Source organism: Rhizobium sp. 01L410, from assembly GCF_056400165.1.
This window is the reverse complement of record NZ_JBFTST010000004.1, coordinates 43,528-70,231: the sequence shown is the minus strand read 5'-3', so window position 1 is coordinate 70,231 and position 26,704 is coordinate 43,528. Positions and strand designations below refer to the sequence as shown.

Sequence of the window (26,704 nt, the reverse complement as noted above, 5' to 3'; positions counted from 1 at the left end):
GGAGAGAGCAGTGGCGGAGATCAAGTCCCACGAGTTTGAAGGTTTCCTTCAACGCTCCGCCACGATCTACCGGCTTTTCGTCATCTACGGCCCCGATCGCGGCCTGGTGTCAGAACGTGCGTCGCAGATCGCCGCTAAAACGGGTGTCGCTCTCGACGATCCCTTTTCGCTGATCAAACTGGATATTGGCGACCTGCAGAAGGATCCCGGCCGTCTGATCGACGAGGCTGGATCCATCGGTCTTTTTGGCGGTCAGAAACTGATCTGGATCCGCGGCGCAGCGAACGAGAAATATCTTGTCGACTCGCTCCAACAGCTTTCCGAAAAGCCGCTGGAGGGAACCTCCGTCATCATCGAAGCCGGCGACCTGAAGAAAGGTGCCTTGCTTCGCAAAATCGCCGAAACTGCGCGCAGTGTTGCGACGATACCGTGTTACGCTGACGACGCGCGCGCCCTTAACGCCCTGATCGACAACGAGCTCGCAGCAGAAGGCCTGCGCGTGACCACGGCGGCCCGGCAGGCACTCGTTGAGCTCATTGGCGGAGATCGTATCGCTTCGCGCAACGAAGTCCGCAAGCTGGCGCTTTATTGCCGCGGCATGGAGACGGTGGAAGAACATCACGTCAACGAGATCATCGGGGACGCCAGTGCCGTCTCCGTCGATGATGCCGTCGATGCGATCCTAAGTGGAAACACATCGACTTTCCTGCATGCGATGCAGAAGATCACAGCATCAAAGACCGCGATCTTTCTCGTCATTCAGGCATGTCTAAAGCAGTTTCAGCTGCTCGACACCATGCGTGCGGAAATGGATGAGAAACGGCTTCCACCCGGCCAGGTGATGCAAACGCTAGGACGTCACCTGCATTTCCGCCGCAAACCGATTATCGAGCAAGCATTGCGGACCTGGTCGGCGGACGCCATTGCGCGCGAGACGGGCCGCTTGCAGGCGGCCATTCTGCAGACACGCAAACGGCAAAGCCTGGAAGACAGTATTGCCCTTCAAACCTTGCTGTCTACAACACTGCAATCAGGCCGAAAGGCCTGATCAACGGCGCTCCAGCAGCCTGCATATTTCTTCCAGTTGCTCAAGCGACTTGTAGGCAATCTTGATCTGGCCGCCGGACGCCTTGTGATTGATCGTAACATCAAGCCCCAGCGTGTCGGAGAGGGTTCGCTCCAGAGCGATCGTATCCGAATCCTTCTGATCAAGCCGTGGACCAGTGTTCTTCGGCTCGGACTGCGCCTTGATATCGTTTTGCGCAAGACGTTCGGCATCGCGCACCGACATGCCCTTGGCAACGATCGTCTTCGCCAGCAGAGCCGGATCTGATGTCGAGACAAGTGCACGGGCGTGACCGGCGGATAGGCTGCCTGCGGCAAGAAGATCACGAACGGGATCCGGCAGCTTCAACAGCCGCAACGAATTTGCCACATGGCTGCGGCTCTTTCCGATGATCTCGCCAAGATCATTCTGTGTATATCCGTATTCGGCAATCAGCTGCTCATAGCCGAGCGCTTCTTCAAGCGCATTGAGATCGGAACGTTGAACGTTTTCAACGATCGCAATTTCCAGCGCGGTCTTATCGTCAACATCGCGCACCAACACCGGGATTTCCACCAGCCCGGCAAGCTGCGCGGCGCGCCAGCGTCTTTCGCCGGCTATAATCTCAAACCGGCCTCCGGTGGATGTGCGAACTACGATCGGTTGGACGATACCGTGCTGGCGAATCGAGCTCGCAAGGTCATGAAGCTCGCTATCATCGAAAAACCGACGCGGGTTGCGCGGGTTGCGGCTGACAAATTCGATTGGAATCAACCGGTCAGCGCTGACATTCGGCTTTTCACCCTCGACGGGCAACGGCTGATCCATTTCGCCGATAAGGGCTGCAAGACCGCGCCCCAGACGGCGCTTTGAGACATCGTCGTTCATCGTCTGATACTCGCTTTACAATTCACGCCGCGAGGCGTTGGCGTTCGCGCTGGATGACCTCCGACGCGAGCTGCAGATAAGCCTGGCTGCCGGCACATTTCAGATCATAGAGGATCGCCGGCTTTCCGTAAGATGGCGCCTCAGAAACGCGAACATTCCTCGGAATCAACGTGTGGTATACCTTATCACCCAGATGCGTCCGGACGTCGTTGACAACCTGCTGCGCCAGATTGTTTCGGGCATCAAACATTGTCAGGACGATACCCTGAATGTCGAGCCGCGGATTGACCGTGCGACGAACCTGATCGACAGTTTCCAATAGCTGGCTGAGACCTTCAAGCGCAAAGAATTCGCATTGAAGCGGCACAAGCACCGAATGTGCCGCAGCCATCGCATTCATCGTCAACAGGTTGAACGACGGCGGGCAATCAAGAATTATATATGAGAAATCAAAAGCTTCCTCGGATGCGAGAGCCTTCTTCAGCTTAAAGACCCGATCCGATTGCTGTGCAATCTCCATCTCGATACCAAGAAGATCCATGGTCGATGGCACAATGAACAAGTTCGGAACTGCCGTCTGCTGCGCAGTTTCGCGAACTCCGGCTTCGCCGATAAGGAGATCATAGGACGAGACCAGCCGGCTCTTTCGGTCAATACCAAGCCCGGTGCTGGCATTTCCCTGGGGATCCAGATCGACGATCAGGACGCGCTCACCGATCGCGGCGAGGGCGGTAGCGAGATTGATCGCCGTCGTCGTCTTGCCGACGCCACCCTTTTGGTTTGCAATGGTGATAATCCGGTTGCGTTCGCCAGCCATCGTTTGATGATCCAAAATCGTTAAACCAAGCGCCGGAGTTCGGAAATCTCAAGAATAATGGAATCCCGCTCGACGACACTGGTATGTTCTACCAGATCGAATTGCCATCGGCCATGCGCTTTCGCAATCTCGCTCTGGTAATCCCGGCCTTTATGGAAGAAAGCCCGGCATTTCTCATTCTTCTGCATCCAGGGCAGCGAAAACTCCAGCAACTTGTCGAGATCGGCAAGCGCGCGGCCGGAAATCGCATCGCAATCGCCGACCTCGCTGTAGACATCTTCGATCCGCACGGCATGGACAGAACCCCGCGCACCTGTTTCCCGCAACGCAAGCCGCAAGAATGACGCCTTCTTGTTATTACTCTCCACGAGATGCACCCAGCCGTCCTTCTGTTCCGCGAGGAGGATGGCCGTGATGATACCAGGAAAGCCGCCGCCACTTCCGAGATCCACCCAGACTTTCGCATCGGAGCTCAATTGAAAGATCTGAGCGCTATCGACGATATGCCGATCCCAGGCATCGGCCAAGGTCGACGGTGCAACGAGATTGATGGTCTTTGCCCACTTCTGGAAGAGCTGAAGAAAATGCTCAAGGCGAGACTGTGTTTCACGTGAAACACTTTGACCGTTCAGGTTCATTCGAGGACTCTTTCCGCGTGTATCAGATAGCGCGCGCCATGTCGGCTCGCCGGAGGTGGACAAGCAAGAGCGATATCGCCGCCGGCGTCATACCATCGACTTTCGCCGCGTGAGCGATATTAAACGGCTGCGCGCGCTTCAGTTTCTGCTTCAGCTCATTGGAAAGACCTGAGAGCACGGAATAGTCGAAGTCCGCCGGTATCACGCGGTCTTCATCACGCTTTATGTCCGCAATATCAACGGCTTGCCGCTTCATATACACCGCGTATGACGCCTCGATATCCATCGCCTCGGCCACGTTGGCGCGCAATGACCGAAGTTCCGGCCAGATCGAAGCGAGCTTCGCAATGTCATGATCCGGATAGGACAGCAGCTCATAGGCCGTGCGGCGCTGGCCATCCTGATTCAGCATCAACCCGGCTTTAAGAGCCTCGTTGGGTGTTGTCGCCAACGACTGAAGTAGCCCACGGGCTTCGTCGAGCTCGGCCTTATACGCGTCAAAGCGAACTGATCGCGCCGCCGCTACGCAGCCAATTTCTTGTCCCAAGGGTGTCAAGCGGACGTCCGCATTGTCTGCTCTCAGCGACAGCCGGTACTCCGCTCGCGATGTAAACATGCGATAAGGCTCTGCAACACCGCGCGATGTCAGATCATCAATCATCACGCCAATGTAAGAATTGGTCCGGCTGAGGTAGATCGGATCGCTGCTGCCAGCGAGGCGCGCCGCATTCAGCCCCGCCACCAAGCCTTGGGCAGCCGCCTCCTCATAACCCGTCGTACCGTTGATCTGTCCAGCCAAGAAGAGTCCCGACAACTTCTTGACTTCCAGTGACGGTGTCAGCTCTCGGGGATCAACATGATCGTACTCGATGGCGTAGCCCGGCTGCAGGATCGAAACATTTTCGAGACCTGGAATGGTGCGGATAAACTGATCCTGTATCTCTGCGGGCAGAGACGTCGAAATCCCATTCGGATAGACCGTATGATCGTCGAGGCCTTCAGGCTCCAGAAAGATCTGATGTCCATCACGTTCACCAAACTTGACGATCTTATCTTCAATTGACGGGCAGTAGCGCGGGCCGACGCCCGCGATCTGCCCGGAATACATCGCGGACTTGCCAATGTTCTCACTGATGATCCGATGCGTCGCCTCGGTCGTACGGGTTACGCCGCAATCGACTTGTGTATTGGTAATTTTGTCGGTCATGAACGAGAACGGCGTCAACTCGTCATCGGCTCCCTGGCGGCCGACACTCGCCCAATCGATGGTGCGGCTATCCAGACGCGCTGGCGTTCCGGTCTTCAAACGCCCGAGCGAAATGCCAAGACGCTGAAGCGTGCCTGACAGACCCATAGACGGATCCTCGCCGACGCGGCCGGCTGGAATCTTCGTATCGCCAATATGAATCAATCCCCGAAGAAAAGTTCCGGTCGTCAGAACAACCGCATGACATGAAAGAATCCGGCTATCTTTCATGATGACACCGGTAACGGAGCCGTCCGCGGTCGTCAGGTCGAACGCGTCGCCTTCGATGATATCGAGACTGTCAATCGCTTCGATTTCCCGCAGCATCGCTTCGCGATAAAGCTTGCGATCAGCCTGTGTACGGGGGCCCCGGACGGCTGGGCCCTTCTTGCGATTGAGCATGCGGAACTGGATACCGGCTGCATCAGCAACCCGACCCATGAGCCCGTCAAGCGCGTCAACCTCTCGAACAAGGTGTCCCTTTCCAAGGCCACCGATAGCGGGGTTGCAGGACATCACCCCGATCGTATCACGCCGATGGGTGACGAGCGCCGTCTTAGCACCCAGACGCGCAGCGGCGCTTGCCGCCTCTGTTCCGGCATGACCGCCGCCTATGATAATGACATCGTATTTCATGAGCCAAACCAAGTTTGTTTCAGACGTTTCACGTGAAACTCACGCACGTAACATCCGTCCGGTGTTTCACGTGAATCATTTCCCAATGCAAAATTCGGAGAAGATCACGTCAAGCAGGTTTTCAACATCCACACGGCCGGTGATGCGGCCAAGGGCATTTGCCGCGATCCGCAACTCTTCAGCCCTCAAATCGAGATCAACAGCGCCATCCATACGAAGAGATCGCTCAATCGCGGACAAGCATTCCGCCAGCGAATCCTTATGGCGGAGCCTGCTCGGCAATGAGAAAGTATCTGGCCGGACCATCTGCTCAATCCGGCCGCCAATCATCGACCGAAGCTCTTGAAGCCCCGCACCGGTCTGAACGGAGATTGAAAGATCAAGCTCGTTCCTAGCCGGCGCCAGGTCTGCCTTCGTCCCCACGGTCAAGACGCGCGGATCAGCAGGTGTTGAAACCGCGGCACCAACAGATAGGTCATGCAGATACAGCACCAGATCGGCCTCGGCAACCATGTTCTCGGCGCGGCGAATGCCCTCGCGCTCGACGAGCTCGTCTGTCTCTCTCAATCCCGCCGTATCATAGAGCTTCACAAGATAGCCGCCAATATCGAGATCGACTTGCAGCACGTCCCGGGTCGTGCCTGCGACATCCGTGACAATCGCCAGATCGCGCTGCGCCAGCGCATTCATAAGAGACGATTTTCCAGCGTTCGGTGCGCCGGCAATGACGACCTTAAAACCATCCCGGATGATTTCACCGGCTGCTGCATCCGAGAGATGCGTTTCAACAGCAGCTCTGAGAACGGCAACTTCTGCCCAGACCTGGTCGGAGACCGACCCCGGTACATCATCCTCATCAGCGAAATCCAGCTCTGCTTCAATCAATGCACGGCACCGCGTCAATCGTTCCGCCCACGAATCGTACAGACTGGACAGGTGACCGGAGCTGTGCTCAACGGCCAAACGGCGCTGCATCTCGGTTTCCGCCGCGATAAGATCGGCAAGTCCCTCGACTTCGACGAGATCCAGCTTTCCATTCTCAAAGGCCCGACGGGAAAACTCTCCCTCGACCGCCATGCGCGTCGCCGGGAATTCGCCAAGTCTTGATAGGAGACGCTGCACCACGGCCCGGCCGCCGTGGACCTGAAGCTCGGCGCAGTCTTCGCCGGTGAAAGAGGCCGGGGAGGAGAAGAATAGTGTCAGCCCGGAATCGATCGGTAGACCGTTCCGGTCACGAATCGTTCGAAGGCTTGCTAATCTCGGAGCGGGGACACTGCCGATCAGATCCTCAAGGATGACGGATGTGGCAGGGCCGCTGACGCGGATAACCGCAACACCGGACGGCAATCCGCCACTCGACAGCGCGTAGATCGTCTCTCCTGGCATTTCCTAGATTGCCTCTTTCTCTACAAATGACAAAGCCGGCCGCTACTCGCGACCGGCTTGCTAGCGGAATCCGGCTAAAGACTACGTGTTCATCGAGTCGAAGAAATCCGGATTGTTCTTCGTCTGCTTCAGCTTGTCGATCAGGAATTCGATCGCATCGGTGGTTCCCATCGGTGCAAGGATACGGCGCAGAACGAAGATCTTCTGAAGATCCTGGCGCGGCACCAGAAGGTCTTCCTTACGCGTGCCGGACTTGAGGATATCCATCGCCGGGAAGATGCGCTTGTCGGCGACCTTGCGGTCAAGCACGATTTCCGAGTTGCCGGTACCCTTGAATTCTTCGAAGATGACTTCGTCCATACGGCTGCCGGTGTCGATCAGCGCAGTCGCAATGATCGTCAGCGATCCGCCTTCTTCGATGTTACGCGCAGCACCGAAGAAACGCTTCGGACGCTGCAGGGCGTTTGCATCGACACCACCGGTCAAGACCTTGCCCGAGGACGGTACGACGGTGTTGTAGGCGCGGCCGAGGCGGGTGATCGAATCGAGCAGGATGACGACGTCACGGCCATGCTCGACAAGACGCTTGGCCTTTTCGATGACCATCTCAGCGACCTGGACGTGGCGAACCGCCGGCTCGTCGAAGGTCGAAGAAACCACTTCACCCTTCACCGAGCGCTGCATGTCCGTCACTTCTTCCGGACGTTCATCAATGAGGAGAACAATCAGATAGCATTCAGGATGGTTTGCGGTGATCGAATGCGCAATGTTCTGCAGCAGAACCGTCTTACCGGTGCGCGGCGGAGCGACGATCAGGCCACGCTGGCCCTTGCCGAGCGGAGCCACAAGATCGATGACGCGCGAAGAGAGATCCTTCGACGTCGGGATGTCGAGCTCCATACGGAAGCGCTCGTTCGGATAAAGCGGCGTCAGGTTGTCGAAGTGAACCTTGTGGCGGATCTTCTCCGGATCGTCGAAATTGATCGTGTTGACCTTGAGCAGAGCGAAGTAACGCTCGCCTTCCTTCGGTCCACGGATCGGGCCCTCGACGGTATCGCCGGTCTTTAGCGAGAAGCGGCGGATCTGCGAGGGGGAAATGTAGATATCGTCAGGACCCGGCAAATAGTTGGCGTTTGCAGAACGCAAGAAACCAAAACCGTCCTGTAGAACTTCGACGACGCCCTCGCCGATGATTTCAACGTCCTGGCTGGCAAGAACCTTCAGGATCGCAAACATCAATTCCTGTTTGCGCATTGTACTTGCATTTTCGACCTCGAGCGATTCGGCAAAGGCCAGAAGATCGGTCGGGGATTTACTCTTAAGTTCCTGAAGCTTCATTTCAGCCATGAAGTGACCATTACTCTATATTTCAAAGGGGGAAGGCTATGTCGGGACGTATTCGGTCTCGCGAAAGGCTCGCAGACGACTGAACTCAAAACACATGCCACGAAGATGAGATGCGCGGAAAATAGCGACTAAGATAAGGCGCCGCAAGGGGGCTGCTTAAAATGAAGCAAATTTAACCTGAGACCGCCACAGCCCCTAAAAAGGCTTCACCACGACGAGGATAACGATCAGGATCATCAGCGCCGTCGGCGCCTCGTTCATGAACCGCCAGTAGCGCGCCGAACGCCTGTTCCGGTCGGCTGCGAAGTCCCGGACAGCCCGGCTGAAGAACATGTGCACGCCCGTCAAGAGAACGACGAGGCCGATCTTCGCATGCAGCCAGCCGCCCTGGAAACCATAGACCGACCAGGCGAGATAGAGCCCGAAAATCCAGGTCAGCATCATTGCCGGGTTCATGATGATCTTCAACAGCCGGCGCTCCATCACCTTGAAGGTCTCGGACTGCGCGGAGCCCGGCTCCGCATCCGTGTGATAGATGAAAAGCCGGGGCATGTAGAACAGTCCCGCCATCCAGGAAATCACAGCGATGATATGTAGCGCCTTGATCCAGAGATAGAGGTTCTCCGGGTTCCAGGCGAAAAGCCCAACTGCTAGAAGCGCAAAGAAGATCAACGCGAAATGAGCGCGGCGGCGGGCATAGGCGCCTGGCCGGGCATCGGTCTGCTTCTCCATCCTCAGCCTCGCGATCCGCGCACGCGCTCGACAAGCAGCCGCACGTTCTCGGGGTCAGCTTGCGGCGTGATGCCATGACCGAGATTGAAAATCAGCGGCCCGTTCCCGAGCTTGTCGAGAATTTCATCGATCCCTTCCTCGAGAGCTCGGCCGCCGGCAACGACGCGCATCGGATCGAGATTACCCTGGACTGGACCATCCTTCTGCAGCTCCTGGGCAAAGGCAAGCGGCACCGACCAGTCGAGCCCGATCGCATCAGCGCCGGTCTTTTGCCGATAATCCTTCAGCTGATAACCGGCGCCCTTCGCAAATGCGATGATCTTGGCTTTTGGCCGCTGGGATCGGATCGAGGCAATCATCCGCGCCACCGGACGGATCGCGTAGGCCGCGAATTCCTTCTCTCCGAGAACACCAGCCCAGGAGTCGAAAATCTGAACGGCATCGGCACCAGCATCGACCTGCGCCACCAGATAATCCGCTGAGACGTCGGCCAACAGCATCAGCAGACGCTCGAAGGCTTTCGGATGCTTGTAGGCGAACAGCCGGGCGGGGGCCTGATCTGGTGTGCCCTTACCGGCAATCATATAGGTCGCAACCGTCCAGGGAGCTCCACAGAAGCCGAGCAGCGTCGTTTCGGTAGGAAGCTCGGCGCGCAGGCGCCTGACAGTCTCCATGACCGGCTGTAGATAGGAAACGATATCCTCATCGCTGAGATTGGCGATACCCGCTTCGTCGATCGGATCCATCTCCGGTCCATGCCCCTCGGTAAAGCGAACGTTGCGCTTCATCGCATCGGGAATGACGAGAATATCTGAGAACAGGATCGCGGCATCGAAAGCGTAGCGCCGGATCGGCTGCAATGTCACTTCGACGGCATGCTCGGGAGAATAACAGAGGTCGAGGAAACTTCCGGCGGTCTGGCGCGTTTGTCTGTATTCCGGCAGGTACCGTCCTGCCTGTCTCATAAGCCAGACTGGCGGAGGCGTGAGAGTTTCACCGTCGAGAACTCTCAGAATTTTCCGGCGCGTTTCGCTCAAGCGCTTCTTCCCTATAAAAAAACAAAGATATTTTAAAAGGTTTCTATTTCTTAGAGTCGGTGACTATCAAGGATTAAAATCCATCCACTGAAGATACGATTTGTCGCGTGTCGCTCGCTGGCGCAGGACAAATTTGCCCGGCCTTTCCAGTTTCTGTTGAAGGTTTTGAATCACGAAGGGATTCCAATCGCTTCTAAGGAATCGCTGATTGGCCCAATCTGTGGATAAGCTGTGAGCATCAGATGGGCAGAGAAGAGCTGTCCACAAAGTCCACAAGCCGGCCTGAGCCGTCTCCTGAAAATCCGTATTGTGGAAAACTGGGCATGTTTTCCCTTGCCTCGGACCCTCCGGCTCCCGTAGCTCTTGGTCATCCAGTCTTTTCAACAGGTGGCGGAAAATAACGTGGAGAACCGGACGAACTTCTTCCATCTGCATCTGATATCTGACTCAACGGGAGAGACTCTGATCTCGGCGGGCAGGGCGGCATCGGCGCAGTTCAAGTCGTCGCAGGCGATCGAGCATGTTTATCCGCTGATCAGAAACCGTCGGCAGCTGCTGCCCGTTCTTGACGCAATCGACGGCGAGCCCGGGATCGTCCTTTACACAATTGTCGACCGCGAACTTGCGACCCTGATCGACGAACGATGCGCGGAGATGGGTGTTGCCTCTGTGAATGTGCTGGAGCCGGTCATGGCGGCATTCCAGATCTATCTCGGCGCTCCCTCGCGCCGCCGGGTTGGCGCACAGCATGTGATGAACGCGGGCTATTTCGCGCGTATCGAAGCCTTGAACTTCACCATGGACCATGACGACGGCCAGATGCCGGATGATTATAATGACGCCGACGTCGTCATCGTCGGCATCAGCCGGACATCGAAAACGCCAACCAGCATCTATCTGGCCAATCGCGGGATCAAGACTGCCAATATCCCCATCGTTTACGGCGTGCCGCTGCCCGAGGCGATCTTCTCGGCGACCAAGCCGCTCATCGTCTGTCTGATCGCGACGACCGATCGCATTTCCCAGGTCCGGGAAAACCGCGTTCTCGGAGCGACTGCTGGTTTCGACCGCGGCGAATATATCGACCGAGCGGCGATTTCGGAGGAGCTGAAATATGCCCGCTCACTCTGCGCCAAGCACAATTGGCCGATCATCGACGTGACACGCCGCTCGATCGAGGAGACGGCAGCGGCGATCGTTGCCCTGCGGCCAAAGCTGCGGTAAGCGCATCATCACCAGTAAACCGATCGCGAGAACCAATGACATTGCCGCTGATCCTTGCTTCTTCCAGCCCCTTTCGCCGAACGTTGATGTTGAACGCCGGTCTGACGTTCGACGCCCACGCCGCCAGCATTGACGAGCGGGCGATCGAGGCGCCGCTTGAGAAGACCGGTGCCTCTCCGGATGAGGTGGCCCTCGTGCTCGCGCGGGCCAAGGCCGAGGACGTCAGCCAGCGATTTCCGGATGCCCTGGTGATCGGCTCCGATCAGACCATGTCGCTTGGCGACCGGGTGTTTCACAAGCCAGCAGATATGAAACAGGCCGCGGCCCATCTTGCGGCGCTCAGCGGCAAGACCCATCGCCTCAACAGCGCGATTGCTCTCTACCGCGGCGGCACTGCACTTTGGGATCATGTCGCGCATGCGTTTTTGACTGTCCGCCAGCTGTCGCCGCAATTTATCGAACGGCATCTTCAGCGCGTCGGAACCAAGGCTCTGTCGAGCGTTGGCGCCTATCAGCTGGAAGGCGAGGGCATCCAGCTGTTCGAGAAAATCGACGGCGATTATTTCACGATCATCGGCCTCCCCATGGTGCCGCTGCTCGCCAAACTGAGGGAACTGGGTGCGATCGATGGATGATTCACGTGAAACATTTGGCCCCAAGGCTTTCGTCACCGGCTTCCCCGTCAAGCATTCGCGCTCGCCCCTCATCCATGGCTACTGGCTGAAGACGCTCGGTCTGCCGGGCAGCTACCGCGCCCATGAAGTAGCACCGGCGGAATTCGCCGGCTTCATTGCCAGCCTGAAAGATGGAAGCTCCGGTTTCACCGGCGGCAATGTCACGATCCCGCATAAGGAACTGGCCTATCAACTTGCCGACTGTCCGGATGCGCTTTCCGAAGAGTTGGGAGCGTCGAACACGCTCTGGATGGAAGATGGCAAGCTGCACGCCACCAACACCGACGGGCGCGGCTTCACCGCCAATCTCGATGAACGCCATCCGGGCTGGGACCAAACCGGCACGGCTGTCATCTTCGGTGCCGGGGGCGCAAGCCGCGCTGTCATCCAGGCGGTGCGTGATCGCGGGTTGAAGAACATTCACGTCGTCAATCGCACGCTCAGCCGGGCGCAGGAGTTGGCAGATCGCTTCGGTGCCCAGGTTCGAGCCCATGCGCCGGAGGCGTTAAACGAAGTGATGTCCGGCGCCGGACTTTTCATCAACACGACGTCGCTCGGCATGGATGGTGAGGCAGCACCTCAAATGGACTTCTCGCCGCTGGCTTCAGGCGCAGTCGTGACCGATATCGTCTATGTGCCGCTGCGGACACCGATGCTTATCCAGGCAGAACAGCAGGGCTTCGCAACGGTCGATGGGCTCGGCATGCTCTTGCATCAGGCCGTACCGGGTTTTGCAAAGTGGTTCGGCAGAACGCCCGATGTCGACGGCGACCTTCGTGCGCTCATCGTCGCCGACATGGAAAAGCATTGATGTTGCGGATCGGCCTGACGGGCTCCATTGGAATGGGAAAATCGACGACGGCAAAGCTCTTTGCCGCCGCCGGTATTCCCGTCAACGATGCCGATGCCGTCGTGCACGACCTGTATGCCGGAGAGGCAGTAGCCGCGGTCGAAGCCGAATTTCCCGGAACATCGAAGGAAGGCGCGGTCGATCGCGCCGAACTGGCCCGGCAACTCGCTCTGCGCCCTGATGGCTTCAAGGCGCTGGAAGCGATCGTTCATCCGCTCGTGCGCCAGCGCGAAGCCGCATTTCTGACCAACCAGCGAGCTGCGGGTCAGAGCATCGTATTGCTGGATATTCCCCTGCTGTTCGAAACCGGCGCGGAAAATCGCGTCGATGTGATTGCTGTCGTCAGCTGCGATCCACAGATTCAGAAGGCGAGGGTGCTTGCGCGCCCGGGCATGACGGAAGACAAATTCAAGATGATTCTCTCGCGGCAGACGCCCGATGCCGAAAAGCGTAGGCGCGCCGATTATTTGATCGACACCGGTCACGGCATCGAAATGGCGCAGCAGCGGGTCAGCGAGATCATTGCCGATCTTCAAAGCAGGATCGCCAAAGGAGAGTTCCGGAATGCGTGAGATCATCTTCGATACGGAAACCACCGGCCTCGACAATCGCCTGGACCGGATCATCGAAATCGGCGGTATCGAGCTCTTCAATCATTTCCCGACGGGCCGGACGATCCATATCTACATGAATCCCGGCGACCAGAAGGTCCATCCGGACGCGCTCGCCGTTCACGGCATCACCGACGAATTCCTCAAGGACAAGAAAGGCTTTGCCGACGTCGTCGAGGAGATCATCGAATTTTTCGGCGATGCGAAGTGGATCGCTCACAACGCCACCTTCGATATGGGCTTCGTGAACGCCGAGCTTGCTCGCATCGGCAGGCCGCCGATCCTGCCGGAACGGGTGATCGATACGCTCTCGCTTGCGCGGCGCAAGCATCCGATGGGACCGAATTCGCTCGACGCCCTTTGCCGGCGTTATGGCATAGACAACTCGCATCGCACCAAGCACGGCGCCTTGCTCGACTCCGAACTGCTGGCCGAAGTTTATATCGAGATGATCGGCGGCCGGCAGACGGCACTGGGGCTCGGCGTTGCTGCTGCGGCCGGATCCGAAAACACCGACGATGAAATAGATGACGTCGTCCTGGCAGTGCTGGAAAGGCCGCGGCCGCTGGAGAGCCGACTGAGCGAGACCGAGGCCGCGGCGCACGACGCGCTGATCGCCAAGCTCGGGACCAAGGGCATCTGGTCGAAATACGATCGCCCAAACTAAAAATGCCCGGCTTCTGACCGGGCATTTCAGATTTCATCAGCACAAATCAGATTAGTTCGTCTGAACCTTGGCGCGGGTCTGCTCTTCGGCAACGCGCTGGGCAAACATCTGCGCGAAATCGATCGGGTCGATCATCAGCGGCGGGAAGCCGCCATTACGCGTCACGTCGGCAATGATCTGGCGGGCAAACGGGAAGAGCATGCGGGGGCACTCGATGAAGAGAACCGGCAGCATGTGTTCCTGCGGGAAGCCCGCGATGCGGAAGACGCCGCCATAGACCAGCTCGGTGTGGAATACCGTCTTGTCACCATCCTTGGCTTCCGCGTTCAGCGACAGAACGACGTCGAAATCGGTGTCGGACAGCGGGTTGGCGTTGACGTTGACGCTGATATTGATGGCCGGCGCGGTGTCGCGGGCCTGCAGCGAACGCGGTGCGCCCGGGTTTTCGAAGGAGAGATCCTTCGTGTACTGAGCGAGAATGGTGAGGCTCGGGCTTACTGCACCGGCGCCGTTGTTTTCATCAGCCATTGGATTTTCCTCGAAGGGGCATTTTGATGGTGCCGCCATCTACCATTTCGTGGAAAGGCTTACAACCCTGAGCAAATTCAGCGTTCAGTCGCCAAGCCGCTTGCCCGACCAGGGAGAATTCGGGTCGGGTTGCCGCTTGAAATCGTCCTCGTCGAGATCGACCACCTTGCCTCCGGCAGGGCCGCGGGGACGAAAATCGCCACCCGATCCTGCTGACGCGGTAAAGCCACTGGTTCTGCCGACGACAACGAAACGACGGCTGACATATTTCCAAGCCAGATCGCGCACCGCCGGAATGCAGATCATAAGAGCGATGATATCAGAGATGAAGCCCGGGATGACGAACAGCAGCCCGGCAATGACAAGCATGGCAGGCTTCAAAAGTTCGCGGCCCGGAGCAACGCCGTTCCGGCCTTCGGCGGACATGCGCTGCAGGATGCCGAGGCCGTGGCGGCGCAGCATCGACATGCCGACGACCACGCCAAGAACCACCAGTCCAAGCGTTGCCAGAACACCGATCGCCTTGCCGACAATCACGAAGCTCGCGATTTCCGCCAGGGGCAAAAGCAGCATGAAACCGGGAAGCATCGTCAATCGCATCGTTTTCAACCCGCAAGCTTGCGGGCTCCTATTTGAATCATCTGTCTATGCGGACTATATGGGAGTAGAAATTTGGGATGTTAACTGCAATCGCGGGACAATATGAGTTCAAACGACTTCATCACGTTATTTTTCCTGGTAGCGGCAGTGCTGATTTTTTTCCAGCTCCGCAGTGTTCTTGGCCGTCGCACGGGAAATGAAAAGCCGCCGCGTGATCTCTACACGCCCCGTGATGCAGCCGGCCAGGAGCCAGCCGATGCCGGAAAGGTCGTGACCCTTCCGCGCCGCGACGGCAATGGCGAGGAAGAAGATCGCTTTGCCGCCATCGATGCCTTCGCTCCGGCAGGGACGCCGCTCAACGAAGCGCTGCGCGCCATGAACAAGGCCGATCCGTCGTTCACGCCGAAGGAATTCCTGAATGGCGCCAAGATGGCCTACGAGATGATCGTCATGGCTTTTGCCGACGGTGATCGCAAAACCCTCAAGAACCTGCTGTCCCCTGAAGTCTACGATGGCTTCGATGCGGCGATCGCCGATCGCGAAGCGAAGGGCGAAAAGGTGAAATCAACCTTTGTCGGCATCGACAAGGCGGAAATCACCAATGCCGAAGTCAAGGGCAGCGAAGCGCAAATGACCTTGCGGATCTCCAGCCAGCTGATTTCGGCAACCTATGACAAGGATGAAAAGCTGATCGATGGCAACGCCGAGGATGTTGCCGAAGTCAATGACATCTGGACCTTCGCCCGCGACACCCGTTCGCGCGATCCCAATTGGAAACTCGTGGCAACCGAATCGGAACATGAGTGACGGTCTGGCAGATTTCACGCTGCACCCCATCAGCTTCGATGAATTGAAGGGCTGGAAGGATGACGATCCTTCCGGCCTTTTTGAAGTCATGGACGCCTGCCGCCGACAGATCTCCGGCGTAAAGCCTTACCGCACCGGTTCGCTAGGTCTGACCGCCGAGGACCTTATGCCGCTTCTTGAGAAGGCGCGGGATGCCGGCGTTTCAAACGCGATGCAGGCGCGCCGCTTCTTCGAACAGAACTGCCGGCCGTTTCTGATCAGGAAGAGTGACGGGATGCCGGGCTTCGTGACGGCGTTCTACGAGCCGGAAATCGCCGTTTCGGCCAAGCCGGATGACGTCTATCGTTTTCCATTCTATAGGCGCCCCGATGATTTGATCGATCTAGACGATACGAACAGACCAGCCGGGTTTGATCCCTATTACGCGTTCGGCCTGTCGTCGGAGGGCTCGATCAGCGCCTATCCGGACCGGCGGGCAATCGATCAGGGGTTCCTTTCCGGGCGCGGGCTGGAGATCGCCTGGGCGAAATCGAAGGTCGATGTCTTCTTCGTCCACGTCCAGGGTGCGGCTCGCTTGCGGTATCCCGATGGTACGATGGGCCGCATCACCTATGCCGCGAAGGCTGGACACCCCTTCTCGGCGATCGGCAAGCTTCTCATTGACCGGGGCGAGATCGATCGCAGCCAGATCTCCATGCAGGCGATCCGCGCATGGCTTGCCGCTCATCCGGACCAGGTCGACGAGGTGCTCTGGCACAACAGGTCCTACATCTTCTTCCGCGAGGCGGAGACAGCTGCGGCAACAAGCGGCCCGATTGCCGCCGCCAAGGTTCCGCTCCTTGCCGGCCGTTCGCTCGCAGTCGATCGCCTGATCCACACATTCGGCTTCCCGTTCTTCATCCGCTCGGAAAGCCTTACCCATCTGGATGGCGGACGCGGCTTTGCGCGGTTGATGCTGGCGCTCGACACCGGCTCGGCGATCGTCGGCCCCGCGCGGGGTGACATTTTCACCGGCTCCGGAGACGATGCCGGCGAACAGGCCGGAACGGTCAGAAACGATGCGGATTTCGCTATCCTGATACCCAATGAAGCCGCGGGGCGTTTTCTCTGATGGCTAGGGATCGCAAACTCAGCACCGACGAGCGCATTCTTTGGGGCAGGGTGGCTCGCAGCACCCGCCCGATGGCCGGCAAAACCGGCGAACTGACCGAACTCGACGCCTTCCTGGCTGCTGCCGAGGCGGAAATCGAAGCGACCGAAAAGCAGCGCATGGCGACGGCGCCTGTAACGCCTCCGGTCCAGCAACCCGCCGCCAAGCCGTCCTCCGGTCAGCACCATCCACTCGAGCGCCCGGTCAAGCGCAAGATCGCCAAGGGGCGCCTGGCGCTGGAAGCCCGCATCGACCTGCACGGACTGGTGCAAAGCGAAGCCCATGTCATCCTTCTCGACTTTTTGATCCGCGCCCATGAGCGCGGCATGCGGCACGTGCTGGTGATCACGGGCAAGGGAAGCTCGCTCGGCAGCGAAGGCGCCCTGAAGCGCGCCGTGCCGCTATGGTTCTCGAAGCCTGAGTTCCGGTATCTGATCTCTTCCTACGAGTCGGCGGCGCAGCATCACGGCGGTGAGGGCGCTCTCTACATCCGTCTCGCCCGCCGGGCGGGAGATCGCTCATGACGACGCCCTTCGGTGAGGCTGTCCGCAAGCTGCGATCCCGCAAGGGCGTTTCGCAGAAGCAGATGGCGGCAGCACTGAATGTGTCGCCTGCCTATCTATCGGCGCTGGAACACGGAAAACGCGGCCTGCCGACCTTCGACCTGCTGCAGCGGATCGCCGGCTATTTCAACATCATCTGGGATGAAGCGGAGGAACTCTTCCTCCTGGCGCGCTCTTCCGACCCGCGTGTTGTTATCGATACGTCAGGTTTGCCGCCCGAATACACGGCCTTTGCAAACCGTTTGGCGGGTCAGATCCGCAGCCTTGACGCGCCCGTCTTGGTGGAGCTCAACGCGGTGTTGGAAAAAGGCGGAAAAGCGGACGGAAAACCGTCATAATCCCCTGCTTAATGCCGGATTTCAGGGCTCCGGCATTGGGATTGGCGCGCAAAAACCCTATATTCCGGAATGAGAAACGCCGGTGATTCGCAAGGTCATCCAGGCCGTTACAACAGGGAAATTCAAAGACAGTATGACCGATACACCCGCGACGGAAAACGGCGTTAGCACCGAGTATGGCGCAGATTCCATCAAGGTCCTGAAGGGCCTCGATGCGGTGCGCAAGCGCCCGGGCATGTATATCGGCGACACCGACGATGGTTCCGGCCTTCACCACATGGTCTACGAAGTCGTCGATAACGCGATCGACGAGGCGCTGGCCGGGCATGCCGACATCGTCACCGTGACGCTCAATGCCGATGGCTCCGTCACCGTAACCGACAATGGACGCGGCATCCCGACAGACATTCACACCGGCGAGGGTATCTCTGCAGCCGAAGTGATCATGACCCAGCTGCATGCCGGCGGTAAGTTCGACCAGAATTCCTACAAGGTCTCGGGCGGCCTGCATGGTGTCGGCGTTTCGGTCGTCAATGCGCTGTCCGTCTGGCTCAAGCTGCGCATCCGCCGGCAGGGCAAGCTGCATGAAATGAGCTTCACCCATGGCGTTGCCGATGCGCCGCTGAAGGTGATCGGCGATGCCAGCGAAACCGGTACCGAAGTCAGCTTCATGCCGAGTGGTGAGACCTTCACCATGACGGAATTCGACTATGGCACGCTGGAACATCGTCTGCGGGAGCTCGCCTTCCTGAATTCCGGCGTTCGCATCCTGCTCACCGACAAGCGCCATTCCGATATCCGCCAGGAAGAGCTTCTCTACGATGGCGGCCTCGAAGCATTCGTCGCCTATCTCGACCGTGCCAAGAAGCCGCTGGTCGACAAGCCCGTTGCCATTCGCAGCGAGAAGGACGGAATTACCGTCGAAGTCGCCATGTGGTGGAACGATAGCTATCACGAGAACGTGCTGTGCTTTACCAACAACATTCCGCAGCGTGATGGCGGCACCCACATGGCCGGCTTCCGCGCCGCCCTGACGCGCCAGATAACCTCCTATGCCGATAGCTCGGGCATCACGAAGAAGGAAAAGGTCTCGCTGACCGGTGATGACTGCCGCGAAGGCCTGACGGCGGTTCTGTCGGTGAAGGTTCCGGATCCGAAATTCTCATCGCAGACAAAGGACAAGCTGGTTTCCTCGGAAGTCCGCCCTGTCGTCGAAAACCTTGTCAGCGAAGCGCTGAGCACCTGGCTCGAAGAGCATCCCGCGGACGCCAAAATCCTGGTCGGCAAGGTGGTGGAAGCCGCCGCCGCCCGCGAAGCGGCGCGCAAGGCACGTGAACTGACGCGACGCAAGGGCGCGCTCGATATCGCATCGCTGCCCGGCAAGCTCGCCGACTGCTCCGAGCGGGATCCGTCGAAATCTGAAGTCTTCCTCGTCGAGGGTGATTCGGCAGGCGGTTCGGCAAAACAGGGCCGTTCGCGCGAGAATCAGGCTATCCTGCCGCTGCGCGGCAAGATCCTGAACGTCGAGCGCGCACGTTTCGACAAGATGCTATCCTCGGCGGAAATCGGTACGCTGATCACCGCACTCGGCACCGGCATCGGCAAGGATGAGTTCAACGTCGAAAAGCTGCGCTACCACAAGATCATCATCATGACGGACGCTGACGTCGATGGCGCCCATATCCGTACGTTGCTGCTCACCTTCTTCTTCCGTCAGATGCCTGAGCTGATCGAGCGCGGCCATCTCTATATCGCCCAGCCGCCACTCTATAAGGTCGCGCGCGGCAAGTCGGTCCAGTACGTCAAGAACGAGAGTGCACTGGAAGACTACCTGATCGGCCAGGGTCTCGAAGACGCTGCGCTGAAGCTTGCAAGCGGTGAGGTGCGCGTCGGCCAGGACGTGCGCGAAGTCATTCAGGACGCTTTGCGCCTGCGCACGCTGCTCGATAATCTTCATTCGCGCTACAATCGCGCCGTTGTCGAACAGGCAGCGATCGCCGGCGCATTGAATGCCGAAGCCGTCAGCGATCGCAGCCGTGCCGAAGGGCTGGCTGCCGAAGTCGCAAGGCGTCTCGATATCATCGCCGAAGAAACCGAACGCGGCTGGGAAGGCGGACTGACGAGCGAAGGCGGTCTTCGTCTCGAGCGTATGGTCCGCGGCGTCAAGGAAGTCGTCGTGCTCGACATGGCGCTGATCGGCTCGCAGGATGCCCGCCTTATCGACCAGCTGTCGACACGCCTCAAGGAAATCTATGACGTCCCGCCAAAGCTTTCGCGCCGCGACGGTGAAGTCGAACTTGCCGGGCCTCGTGCTCTTCTCGAGACGATCTTTGCCAGCGGCCGCAAGGGGCTGACGATGCAGCGCTACAAGGGTCTTGGCGAAATGAATGCCGAGCAGCTCTGGGAAACGACGCTCGATCCGAACGTCCGCTCGCTGCTGCAGGTCAAGGTTAACGATGCGACCGATGCCGATGGATTGTTTGCCCGTCTGATGGGCGATGAAGTCGAGCCGCGCCGAGAGTTTATCCAGGAAAATGCGCTCAGCGTCGCAAACCTCGATATCTAATTGATATCAAAGAAGAAGGCCGCGCAGTGGCTGCGCGGCCTTTTTTGTTTTGGCTAGTTGGCGACAAATTTACCGTTGAAGGCAACTTCGGCCAGCGGCTTGCGCTGGCTTGGAAACTCGCGTGCCTGGTTGCGCTCCGACAGCACGCTTTTGTCTGCAAGGCGGCCAAGCGCGATGCCGGCCTCGACGCGGTAGCCTTCGGGGATCGCAAACGTCGTCATGATCTCGTCATGCTTGATGCCGCCCATGCCGTGGGCATAGAAGCCGGAAAAGCGTGCCTGCATGGCAAAATGGCCCCATGCGGCACCGGCGTCGAAGGAATGCGTGTAGCTTTTCTTGCCCTCTGAAAAATCACCGCTGAAGCCGCGCGAAACCACGAAAAGCAGGGCGGAGGCGTTCTTGGCCCATTCCTGGTTGGCTTCGGCAAGCAATCCAAGCGCGGTTTCGAAATGCTCGGAACCCTTCAGCGCATAGATGAAGCGCCAAGGCTGCTGGTTGGCAGAGGAGGGCGCCCAATGCGCGGCGTCGAGGATCGTCAGGATCTGCTCTTCGCTGATCATTTCGCCGGTGAAGGCGCGGGGCGACCAGCGGTCGAGAAACATGGCTTCGATGGGAAATTGGGATTCGCGGCTATTGCTTGTGGTCATTGGGGGCTCCGGTCCATTCTGCCTATGGTCATATTTCCCGGCCCCATCACTTGGCAAGCGCCGGTTTCTCGATCGCATGACAGTCTGTTTCTAAAAACAGGGCCTCCCAGCCATGCGAACACGCGGTATCTATTCGCATCGCGCGATGACGAAGGAGCCGGTGATGCTGGTAAATGGAAAATGGACCGAGGATTGGCAGCCGGTACAGGCGACGGATGCAAAGGGCGGCTTTGTGCGCCAGACATCCAGCTTCCGCAACTGGGTCACACCGGATGGATCGGCAGGTCCGACAGGCGAAGCGGGTTTCAACGCCGAGGCCGGCCGCTACCATCTCTATGTCGCCTATATCTGCCCCTGGGCTTCCCGCACGCTGATTGGACGGACGCTGAAGGGCTTGGACGGCGTCATCAGCGTCTCCATCGTCGAACCGGCGCTATCGAGGCAGGGCTGGCGTTTTGGTGACTATGCGGGAGCGACCAGAGATACCGTCAACAGCGCCACCTATATGCATGAAATCTATACGAAAGTTTCACCGGATTTCACCGGCCGCGCAACCGTACCTGTTCTCTGGGACAAGCAGAAGCAGACGATCGTCAACAACGAATCGGCTGACATCCTCCGCATGCTGAACAGCGGATTCGGCGATCTCGCGAACAATGCGATCGACCTTTATCCGGATAACAAGCGTGCGGGAATCGATGCCTTCAACGACCATATCTATTCGCGGCTGAACAACGGTGTCTATCGCGCCGGATTTGCGACGACACAGATCGCCTATGAGGAAGCTTTCGCCGATGTCTTTGCCTGCCTCGATTGGGTCGAGCCGCAATTGCAGGGACGGGCCTTCCTCTTTGCCGATCATCCGACCGAGGCCGACATCCGCCTCTTCGTGACCCTGGTGCGTTTCGATCCCGCTTACCACGGCCTCTTCAAGTGCAACCTGCGCCGTGTCGCAGACTATCCCAATCTCAAAGCATTCTGCCGCCGTATGCTGGATTGGCCGGGCATCGCTGCCACCGTCAATATCGATCACATCAAGCGTGGCTATTATTCGATCGAGAAACTCAACCCGACCGGGATTGTGCCTGCAGGCCCAGATTTGTTGGAGATTTTTTAAAGCCGCGTACCGCTTCGGGGAAAACCCGTAATGACATGGTTGGACATCTGGTCCATAGCTCTTTGCGAATTCTTTTCGATGAGGAGGACATCCCATGAAACTGATGCGTGTAGGCCAAGCTGGTAGCGAGAAGCCGGCGATTCTTGATGCTGACGGCAAGATCCGGGATCTTTCCGCCCATGTTTCCGATATTGGTGGCGCGGCGATTTCTCCCGAAGGGCTGAAAAAGATCGCGGCGCTCGACCCGAAGAGCCTGCCGGAAATCGCGCCCGGCCGTATCGGCGCTTGCGTTGCCGGCACCGGCAAGTTCATCTGCATCGGGCTGAATTTCTCGGACCATGCCGCCGAAACCGGCGCCACCGTGCCTCCGGAGCCGATCATCTTCATGAAGGCGACCTCCGCCATTGTCGGTCCCAATGACGATGTCGTCATTCCGCGCGGCTCGGAAAAGACCGATTGGGAAGTCGAGCTCGGCGTCGTCATCGGCAAGACTGCGAAATACGTCTCGGAAGCCGAAGCGCTTGATTATGTTGCCGGTTATTGCGTTTCCGACGACGTCTCCGAACGCGCCTTCCAGACCGAGCGCTCCGGCCAGTGGACCAAGGGCAAGTCCTGCGACACCTTCGGCCCGATCGGCCCCTGGCTGGTCACCAAGGATGAGATTCCCGATCCACAGAACCTCGGCATGTGGCTGACCGTCAATGGCGAGAGGATGCAGGACGGATCGTCGAAGACCATGGTCTATGGCGTCGCCTTCCTCGTTTCCTATCTCAGCCAGTTCATGTCGCTGCATCCAGGTGACGTCATCTCGACGGGCACGCCGCCCGGCGTCGGCATGGGCCAGAAGCCGCCGCGCTATCTCAAACCCGGCGATGTGGTGGAGCTCGGCATCGAAGGTCTCGGCACCCAAAAGCAGACTTTCGTCGCCGATATCTGACCAAACCGGTCTCTTAACGATTGAAGAGCATGATGATGCCGGGGATGTAATGCCCCGGCATTTCTTTTGCGGTGCGCACACCTATGTTGCTATGCAACAAAAGCCTGTTAATCTGCGTTGAAGTGCCAGCAGAGATAATGGAAAGAAATGTGTGCCAGCCCCCAAGGCGCCGTCTTTTCCGGTAAAGAAAGGTGGCGCATCTCATGTTTTATCAGCTCTACGAACTGAATCACGCTGCAATGGCGCCGTTTCGCGCTGCCGCTGATGTCATGCGGATGGCCTATGCCAATCCGCTCAATCCCTGGTCCCAGACTCCGTTCGGCCGCACGATCGCTGCCAGTCTCGAAATGTTCGAGCGCACCACGCGCCGCTATGGCAAGCCGGAATTCGGCCTCCCGGAAACCGTTATCGATAGCAAGAAGGTCAAGGTCCGCGAAGAAATCGTCTGGTCGCGGCCATTCTGCAATCTGCTGCACTTCTCCCGCAGTCTGCCCGCCAATCATCGCGACCCGCGAATCCTGATTGTCGCGCCGATGTCAGGCCACTATGCGACGCTGCTACGCGGCACGGTCGAGGCGCTTCTGCCGAGCGCTGATGTTTACATCACCGACTGGATCGATGCCCGCATGGTGCCGATGACCGAGGGCACGTTCGATTTCGACGACTATGTCGATTACGTCATCGAGATGCTGCATTTTCTCGGGCCAGACACCCATGTTGTCGCCGTCTGTCAGCCCTCTGTACCGGTCCTTGCGGCCGCTGCCGTCATGGAAGAAGCAAATGATCCGCTCTCTCCGGCGTCGATGACGCTGATGGGCGGCCCGATCGATACGCGCATCAATCCGACGGCCGTCAACAAGCTTGCGAAAGACAAGCCGCTGGAATGGTTTGCCGACAACGTGATCATGAACGTTCCCTGGCCGCAGCCGGGTTTCATGCGTCCCGTCTACCCGGGCTTCCTGCAGCTCTCCGGCTTCATGTCGATGAACCTCGACCGCCACCTCGTGGCGCACAAGGAGTTCTTCATGCACTTGGTGAAGAACGACGGCGAGCCTGAAAAGCACCGTGATTTCTATGACGAATATCTGGCGGTCATGGATTTGACGGCGGAATTCTACCTGCAGACCGTCGATCAGGTGTTTATCAAGCACGCGCTGCCGAAGGGCGAACTGGTCCATCGTGGCAAGCTTGTCGATCCCAAGGCGATCCGCAACGTCGCATTGCTCACCGTCGAAGGCGAAAATGACGACATATCGGGCGTCGGGCAGACGCATGCCGCGCAGACGATCTGTACGAACATTCCGGACAGCATGCGCATGCATTATCTACAGCCGGATGTCGGCCATTACGGCGTGTTCAACGGCTCGCGTTTCCGCAAGGAGATCGCCCCGCGGATCGTCAATTTCGTCCGCGAGCATGCGCGCTCCTCAAAACCTGCCGTCAAACGCGTCATCAAGGGCGGCAAATCCGGCTAGTTAGCTATTGCTGATTTAATCCTTGTCATTCAAGGCATTGTCCGATTTCGCGGGCAATCGTCTTGAAGGGCCGGGGAGCGGTAACCACATCGATTTCCAGCATTCGGTATTCTGCCGGATGCAGAAAGCGAGGATACCGCACGATGAACCAGTCAGCATTGCTTCGCCCGGATTGGACTCCGGCTACCATTGCCCTGATGGTGCTGGGCTTCGTGGTCTTCTGGCCTCTCGGCCTGGCCATGCTTGCCTATATCATCTTCGGCGAACGCCTTCGCGGCTTCAAGCGCGATGCCAACAACGCTGCCGATGGCTTCTTTGCCAGCTGCCGCCGTTCGACGCATGGCCGCCACCGCCCGCATTTCTCGACAGGCAACGTCGCCTTCGATGACTGGCGGAAAGCCGAGATCGACCGCATCGAGGAAGAGCGCCGCAAGCTCGACGAGATGCGCGAAGAGTTCGACAACTACATGCGCGAGCTCCGCCGCGCCAAGGACCAGGACGAATTCGACCGCTTCATGCGCGATCGCAAGAACGCCAGGCGCGACGACAACGGCCCGGTCGCTGAATACCAGACGCCTTGAAGGCTTTGGTGAAGAACGAGCGAACCGGCATCATCGATGCCGGTTTTTCTTTGTCTGGAATTGCCCGAATCGTATAGAAAAGCACCATGTTTCCGCTTCTTTCCAAGCCGCGGCGCCCGTCCGTCAGAAAGCCTGCTCCGCCGGAGACGCGGACGCTTGATGTCGCCGGCCGATTGATGCCGCTGACGATCAAGCAGCATGATCGCGCCACGCGGATCACGCTGCGGATCGAACCCGGTGGCCGGGCGCTGAAAATGACGGTGCCGCGCGGGCTCGCCCAGCGCGAGGTCAACGCCTTCCTCGACCGCCACCAGGGATGGCTGCTGACGAAGCTCGCCAAGTTTTCACAGGATACCGGGCTTCAGGATGGCAGCGAAATCCTGCTTCGCGGCATCCGCCATCGCATCAGGCTTACCGGCAGCCTGCGCGGCTTAACGGAAGCGGCTGTCGTGGATGGTGACCATATCCTGAGGATCAGCGGAATGCCGGAGCATCTCGGCCGGCGGGTTGCCACCTTCCTGAAGAAGGAAGCCCGCGCCGATCTCGAACGCCTGGCGCATTTCCACGCCCGTTCGATCAAGGCGCCGATCAAGTCGATCTCGATGAAGGATACGCGCAGCCGCTGGGGATCCTGCTCTTCCGAAGGAAATCTAAGCTTTTCCTGGCGCATCGTCATGGCGCCGCCTTCGGTGATCGACTACCTCGCCGCCCATGAAGTGGCCCATCTCAAGGAGATGAACCACGGCCCGCGCTTCTGGGCTTTGTGCGAGAAGCTCTGCCCCGATATGGACGAGGCCAAGGGCTGGCTGAAGCGCCACGGAAGCCTGCTTCACGCCATCAGTTTCGACTGAGCGGAAACCGCGCGAAATTAAGCCTCCGTCGCAAATTGGCTCGACTCTTTTGCCTTTTCGTGTCACTTCGCTGCCATGAAACCGGACATCAAAATCTGTGGTCTGAAGACGGCTGAGACGATCGATCGCGCGCTGAAGCGCGGCGCGACCCATATCGGCTTCATCTTCTTCGAAAAAAGCCCGCGCTATATCGAGCCTGACGTCGCCGGAAGGCTGGCGGACGCGGTGCGCGGTAAGGCCAAGATCGTGGCCGTCACGGTTAACCCAACAAACGACGATCTCGATGAAATCGTTGCACTTTTGCGCCCCGATATCATTCAGCTTCATGGCGATGAAAGCCCGGAACGCGTTTTGACCATAAAGGCCGTTTACGGTCTTCCTGTCATGAAGGCTTTCTCGGTGCGCACCTCCGACGATCTGAAGCGGGTCGAGGCCTATATCGGTATCGCCGATCGCTTCCTCTTCGATGCAAAGCCGCCGAAAGGCTCCGAATTGCCCGGCGGAAATGGGGTTTCCTTCGATTGGAGCCTGCTCGACTGGCTTGACGGAAGCGTCGATTACATGCTTTCCGGTGGACTGAACAAGGACAACATTGCCGACGCGCTGATCATCACCAAGGCGCCGGGCATCGACGTTTCCTCCGGTGTCGAGAGTGCACCGGGCGCGAAAAGCGTCGCGATGATCGATGAATTTTTCGATGCGGTCGAGAAGGCGTATCAGCCTGAAACCGCTTCAGGGAGTTAAGA

General features: G+C 58.5%; 28 protein-coding genes. 17 read left to right on the top strand and 11 right to left on the bottom strand.

Going from position 1 to position 26,704, the window contains the following annotated elements; all coding sequences use genetic code 11:
- The first annotated feature begins 10 nt into the window (after nt 1-10).
- Nucleotides 11-1,048 carry a DNA polymerase III subunit delta gene (gene holA / locus AC1DV9_RS10090; protein ID WP_477947605.1) on the top strand — a complete coding sequence of 346 codons (1,038 nt, stop codon included), beginning with the start codon at nt 11-13 and terminating at the stop codon, nt 1,046-1,048.
- Here the strand turns inward: holA and AC1DV9_RS10085 are convergent, their stop codons facing one another.
- From AC1DV9_RS10085 to hemE, 8 genes are all read right to left on the bottom strand, one after another.
- Nucleotides 1,049-1,933 carry a ParB/RepB/Spo0J family partition protein gene (locus AC1DV9_RS10085; RefSeq protein ID WP_477947604.1) on the bottom strand — a complete coding sequence of 295 codons (885 nt, stop codon included), beginning with the start codon at nt 1,931-1,933 and terminating at the stop codon, nt 1,049-1,051.
- Between the two features lie 22 nt (nt 1,934-1,955).
- A complete protein-coding gene (locus AC1DV9_RS10080) occupies nt 1,956-2,750 on the bottom strand; it encodes a ParA family protein (RefSeq protein ID WP_477947602.1) in 795 nt (264 codons plus the stop codon).
- Nucleotides 2,751-2,770: 20 nt separating this feature from the next.
- On the bottom strand, nt 2,771-3,388 hold the full coding sequence (rsmG, locus tag AC1DV9_RS10075; protein WP_112517898.1) for a 16S rRNA (guanine(527)-N(7))-methyltransferase RsmG: 618 nt from the start codon (nt 3,386-3,388) through the stop codon (nt 2,771-2,773).
- A gap of 22 nt (nt 3,389-3,410) precedes the next feature.
- On the bottom strand, nt 3,411-5,270 hold the full coding sequence (gene mnmG / locus AC1DV9_RS10070) for a tRNA uridine-5-carboxymethylaminomethyl(34) synthesis enzyme MnmG (protein WP_477947599.1): 1,860 nt from the start codon (nt 5,268-5,270) through the stop codon (nt 3,411-3,413).
- Between the two features lie 75 nt (nt 5,271-5,345).
- Entirely contained in the window at nt 5,346-6,656 is a 1,311-nt protein-coding gene (gene mnmE / locus AC1DV9_RS10065; protein WP_477947598.1) for a tRNA uridine-5-carboxymethylaminomethyl(34) synthesis GTPase MnmE, read from the bottom strand.
- Nucleotides 6,657-6,737: 81 nt separating this feature from the next.
- On the bottom strand, nt 6,738-8,003 hold the full coding sequence (gene rho / locus AC1DV9_RS10060; RefSeq protein WP_112385999.1) for a transcription termination factor Rho: 1,266 nt from the start codon (nt 8,001-8,003) through the stop codon (nt 6,738-6,740).
- A gap of 195 nt (nt 8,004-8,198) precedes the next feature.
- Entirely contained in the window at nt 8,199-8,735 is a 537-nt protein-coding gene (gene hemJ, locus AC1DV9_RS10055; protein WP_112386000.1) for a protoporphyrinogen oxidase HemJ, read from the bottom strand.
- Nucleotides 8,736-8,737: 2 nt separating this feature from the next.
- The gene (hemE, locus tag AC1DV9_RS10050) at nt 8,738-9,772 is read right to left on the bottom strand and encodes a uroporphyrinogen decarboxylase (protein ID WP_477947596.1); all 1,035 of its coding nucleotides are present in this window, start codon (nt 9,770-9,772) and stop codon (nt 8,738-8,740) included.
- A 402-nt stretch (nt 9,773-10,174) separates the two neighbouring features.
- Between hemE and AC1DV9_RS10045 the strand changes: the two genes are divergently transcribed.
- Genes AC1DV9_RS10045 through dnaQ form a run of 5 tightly spaced genes read left to right on the top strand, consistent with a single transcriptional unit; the run spans nt 10,175 to nt 13,798 of the window.
- On the top strand, nt 10,175-10,996 hold the full coding sequence (locus tag AC1DV9_RS10045; protein WP_112386002.1) for a pyruvate, water dikinase regulatory protein: 822 nt from the start codon (nt 10,175-10,177) through the stop codon (nt 10,994-10,996).
- A 35-nt stretch (nt 10,997-11,031) separates the two neighbouring features.
- Nucleotides 11,032-11,631 (top strand): Maf-like protein, encoded by a 600-nt coding sequence (locus tag AC1DV9_RS10040; protein ID WP_477947594.1) that lies wholly within the window; start codon nt 11,032-11,034, stop codon nt 11,629-11,631.
- On the top strand, nt 11,624-12,481 hold the full coding sequence (locus tag AC1DV9_RS10035) for a shikimate dehydrogenase (RefSeq protein WP_477947592.1): 858 nt from the start codon (nt 11,624-11,626) through the stop codon (nt 12,479-12,481). The genes AC1DV9_RS10040 and AC1DV9_RS10035 overlap by 8 nt, the downstream gene beginning before the upstream one ends.
- The gene (gene coaE, locus AC1DV9_RS10030; RefSeq protein ID WP_477947591.1) at nt 12,481-13,092 is read left to right on the top strand and encodes a dephospho-CoA kinase; all 612 of its coding nucleotides are present in this window, start codon (nt 12,481-12,483) and stop codon (nt 13,090-13,092) included. The genes AC1DV9_RS10035 and coaE overlap by 1 nt, the downstream gene beginning before the upstream one ends.
- A complete protein-coding gene (dnaQ, locus tag AC1DV9_RS10025) occupies nt 13,085-13,798 on the top strand; it encodes a DNA polymerase III subunit epsilon (protein WP_477947589.1) in 714 nt (237 codons plus the stop codon). The genes coaE and dnaQ overlap by 8 nt, the downstream gene beginning before the upstream one ends.
- 51 nt (nt 13,799-13,849) lie before the next feature.
- Here the strand turns inward: dnaQ and secB are convergent, their stop codons facing one another.
- Together secB and AC1DV9_RS10015 are read right to left on the bottom strand one after the other, a co-directional pair.
- The gene (secB, locus tag AC1DV9_RS10020) at nt 13,850-14,326 is read right to left on the bottom strand and encodes a protein-export chaperone SecB (RefSeq protein WP_112386007.1); all 477 of its coding nucleotides are present in this window, start codon (nt 14,324-14,326) and stop codon (nt 13,850-13,852) included.
- 84 nt (nt 14,327-14,410) lie between these two features.
- Complete coding sequence (locus AC1DV9_RS10015) at nt 14,411-14,926, bottom strand: FxsA family protein (RefSeq protein ID WP_477947587.1); 516 nt, start codon at nt 14,924-14,926, stop codon at nt 14,411-14,413.
- 102 nt (nt 14,927-15,028) lie between these two features.
- On the opposite strand from AC1DV9_RS10015, the gene AC1DV9_RS10010 reads away from it, so the two are divergent.
- The 5 genes from AC1DV9_RS10010 to gyrB all read left to right on the top strand — a co-directional run bounded on the left by AC1DV9_RS10010 (nt 15,029) and on the right by gyrB (nt 20,350).
- Entirely contained in the window at nt 15,029-15,733 is a 705-nt protein-coding gene (locus tag AC1DV9_RS10010; RefSeq protein WP_112386009.1) for a Tim44/TimA family putative adaptor protein, read from the top strand.
- On the top strand, nt 15,726-16,844 hold the full coding sequence (gene mltA / locus AC1DV9_RS10005; RefSeq protein WP_477947586.1) for a murein transglycosylase A: 1,119 nt from the start codon (nt 15,726-15,728) through the stop codon (nt 16,842-16,844). Before AC1DV9_RS10010 ends, mltA begins: the two co-directional genes overlap by 8 nt.
- Nucleotides 16,844-17,407, top strand: a complete 564-nt coding sequence (locus AC1DV9_RS10000; protein ID WP_112517908.1) for a Smr/MutS family protein — start codon at nt 16,844-16,846, stop codon at nt 17,405-17,407. Before mltA ends, AC1DV9_RS10000 begins: the two co-directional genes overlap by 1 nt.
- Entirely contained in the window at nt 17,404-17,784 is a 381-nt protein-coding gene (locus AC1DV9_RS09995) for a helix-turn-helix domain-containing protein (protein ID WP_112386012.1), read from the top strand. Before AC1DV9_RS10000 ends, AC1DV9_RS09995 begins: the two co-directional genes overlap by 4 nt.
- Nucleotides 17,785-17,917: 133 nt before the next feature.
- Nucleotides 17,918-20,350 (top strand): DNA topoisomerase (ATP-hydrolyzing) subunit B, encoded by a 2,433-nt coding sequence (gyrB, locus tag AC1DV9_RS09990; RefSeq protein ID WP_477947584.1) that lies wholly within the window; start codon nt 17,918-17,920, stop codon nt 20,348-20,350.
- Nucleotides 20,351-20,403: 53 nt separating this feature from the next.
- Here the strand turns inward: gyrB and AC1DV9_RS09985 are convergent, their stop codons facing one another.
- The gene (locus AC1DV9_RS09985; protein WP_112517910.1) at nt 20,404-20,997 is read right to left on the bottom strand and encodes a nitroreductase family protein; all 594 of its coding nucleotides are present in this window, start codon (nt 20,995-20,997) and stop codon (nt 20,404-20,406) included.
- A gap of 163 nt (nt 20,998-21,160) precedes the next feature.
- Here AC1DV9_RS09985 and AC1DV9_RS09980 point away from each other — a divergent pair, with 163 nt between their 5' ends.
- The 6 genes from AC1DV9_RS09980 (at nt 21,161) to AC1DV9_RS09955 (ending at nt 26,702) form a co-directional block, all read left to right on the top strand.
- Nucleotides 21,161-22,114: a glutathione S-transferase family protein gene (locus tag AC1DV9_RS09980; protein ID WP_477947973.1), complete on the top strand. Its 954-nt coding sequence runs from the start codon at nt 21,161-21,163 to the stop codon at nt 22,112-22,114.
- Nucleotides 22,115-22,208: 94 nt separating this feature from the next.
- Nucleotides 22,209-23,051 (top strand): fumarylacetoacetate hydrolase family protein, encoded by an 843-nt coding sequence (locus AC1DV9_RS09975; protein ID WP_477947582.1) that lies wholly within the window; start codon nt 22,209-22,211, stop codon nt 23,049-23,051.
- A gap of 203 nt (nt 23,052-23,254) precedes the next feature.
- On the top strand, nt 23,255-24,526 hold the full coding sequence (locus AC1DV9_RS09970; RefSeq protein ID WP_477947580.1) for a polyhydroxyalkanoate depolymerase: 1,272 nt from the start codon (nt 23,255-23,257) through the stop codon (nt 24,524-24,526).
- A 143-nt stretch (nt 24,527-24,669) separates the two neighbouring features.
- The gene (locus AC1DV9_RS09965) at nt 24,670-25,107 is read left to right on the top strand and encodes a DUF2852 domain-containing protein (protein WP_477947578.1); all 438 of its coding nucleotides are present in this window, start codon (nt 24,670-24,672) and stop codon (nt 25,105-25,107) included.
- 86 nt (nt 25,108-25,193) lie between these two features.
- A complete protein-coding gene (locus AC1DV9_RS09960) occupies nt 25,194-25,958 on the top strand; it encodes a M48 family metallopeptidase (RefSeq protein WP_477947576.1) in 765 nt (254 codons plus the stop codon).
- 75 nt (nt 25,959-26,033) lie between these two features.
- Nucleotides 26,034-26,702: a phosphoribosylanthranilate isomerase gene (locus AC1DV9_RS09955; protein ID WP_112386018.1), complete on the top strand. Its 669-nt coding sequence runs from the start codon at nt 26,034-26,036 to the stop codon at nt 26,700-26,702.
- Nucleotides 26,703-26,704 lie beyond the last annotated feature (2 nt).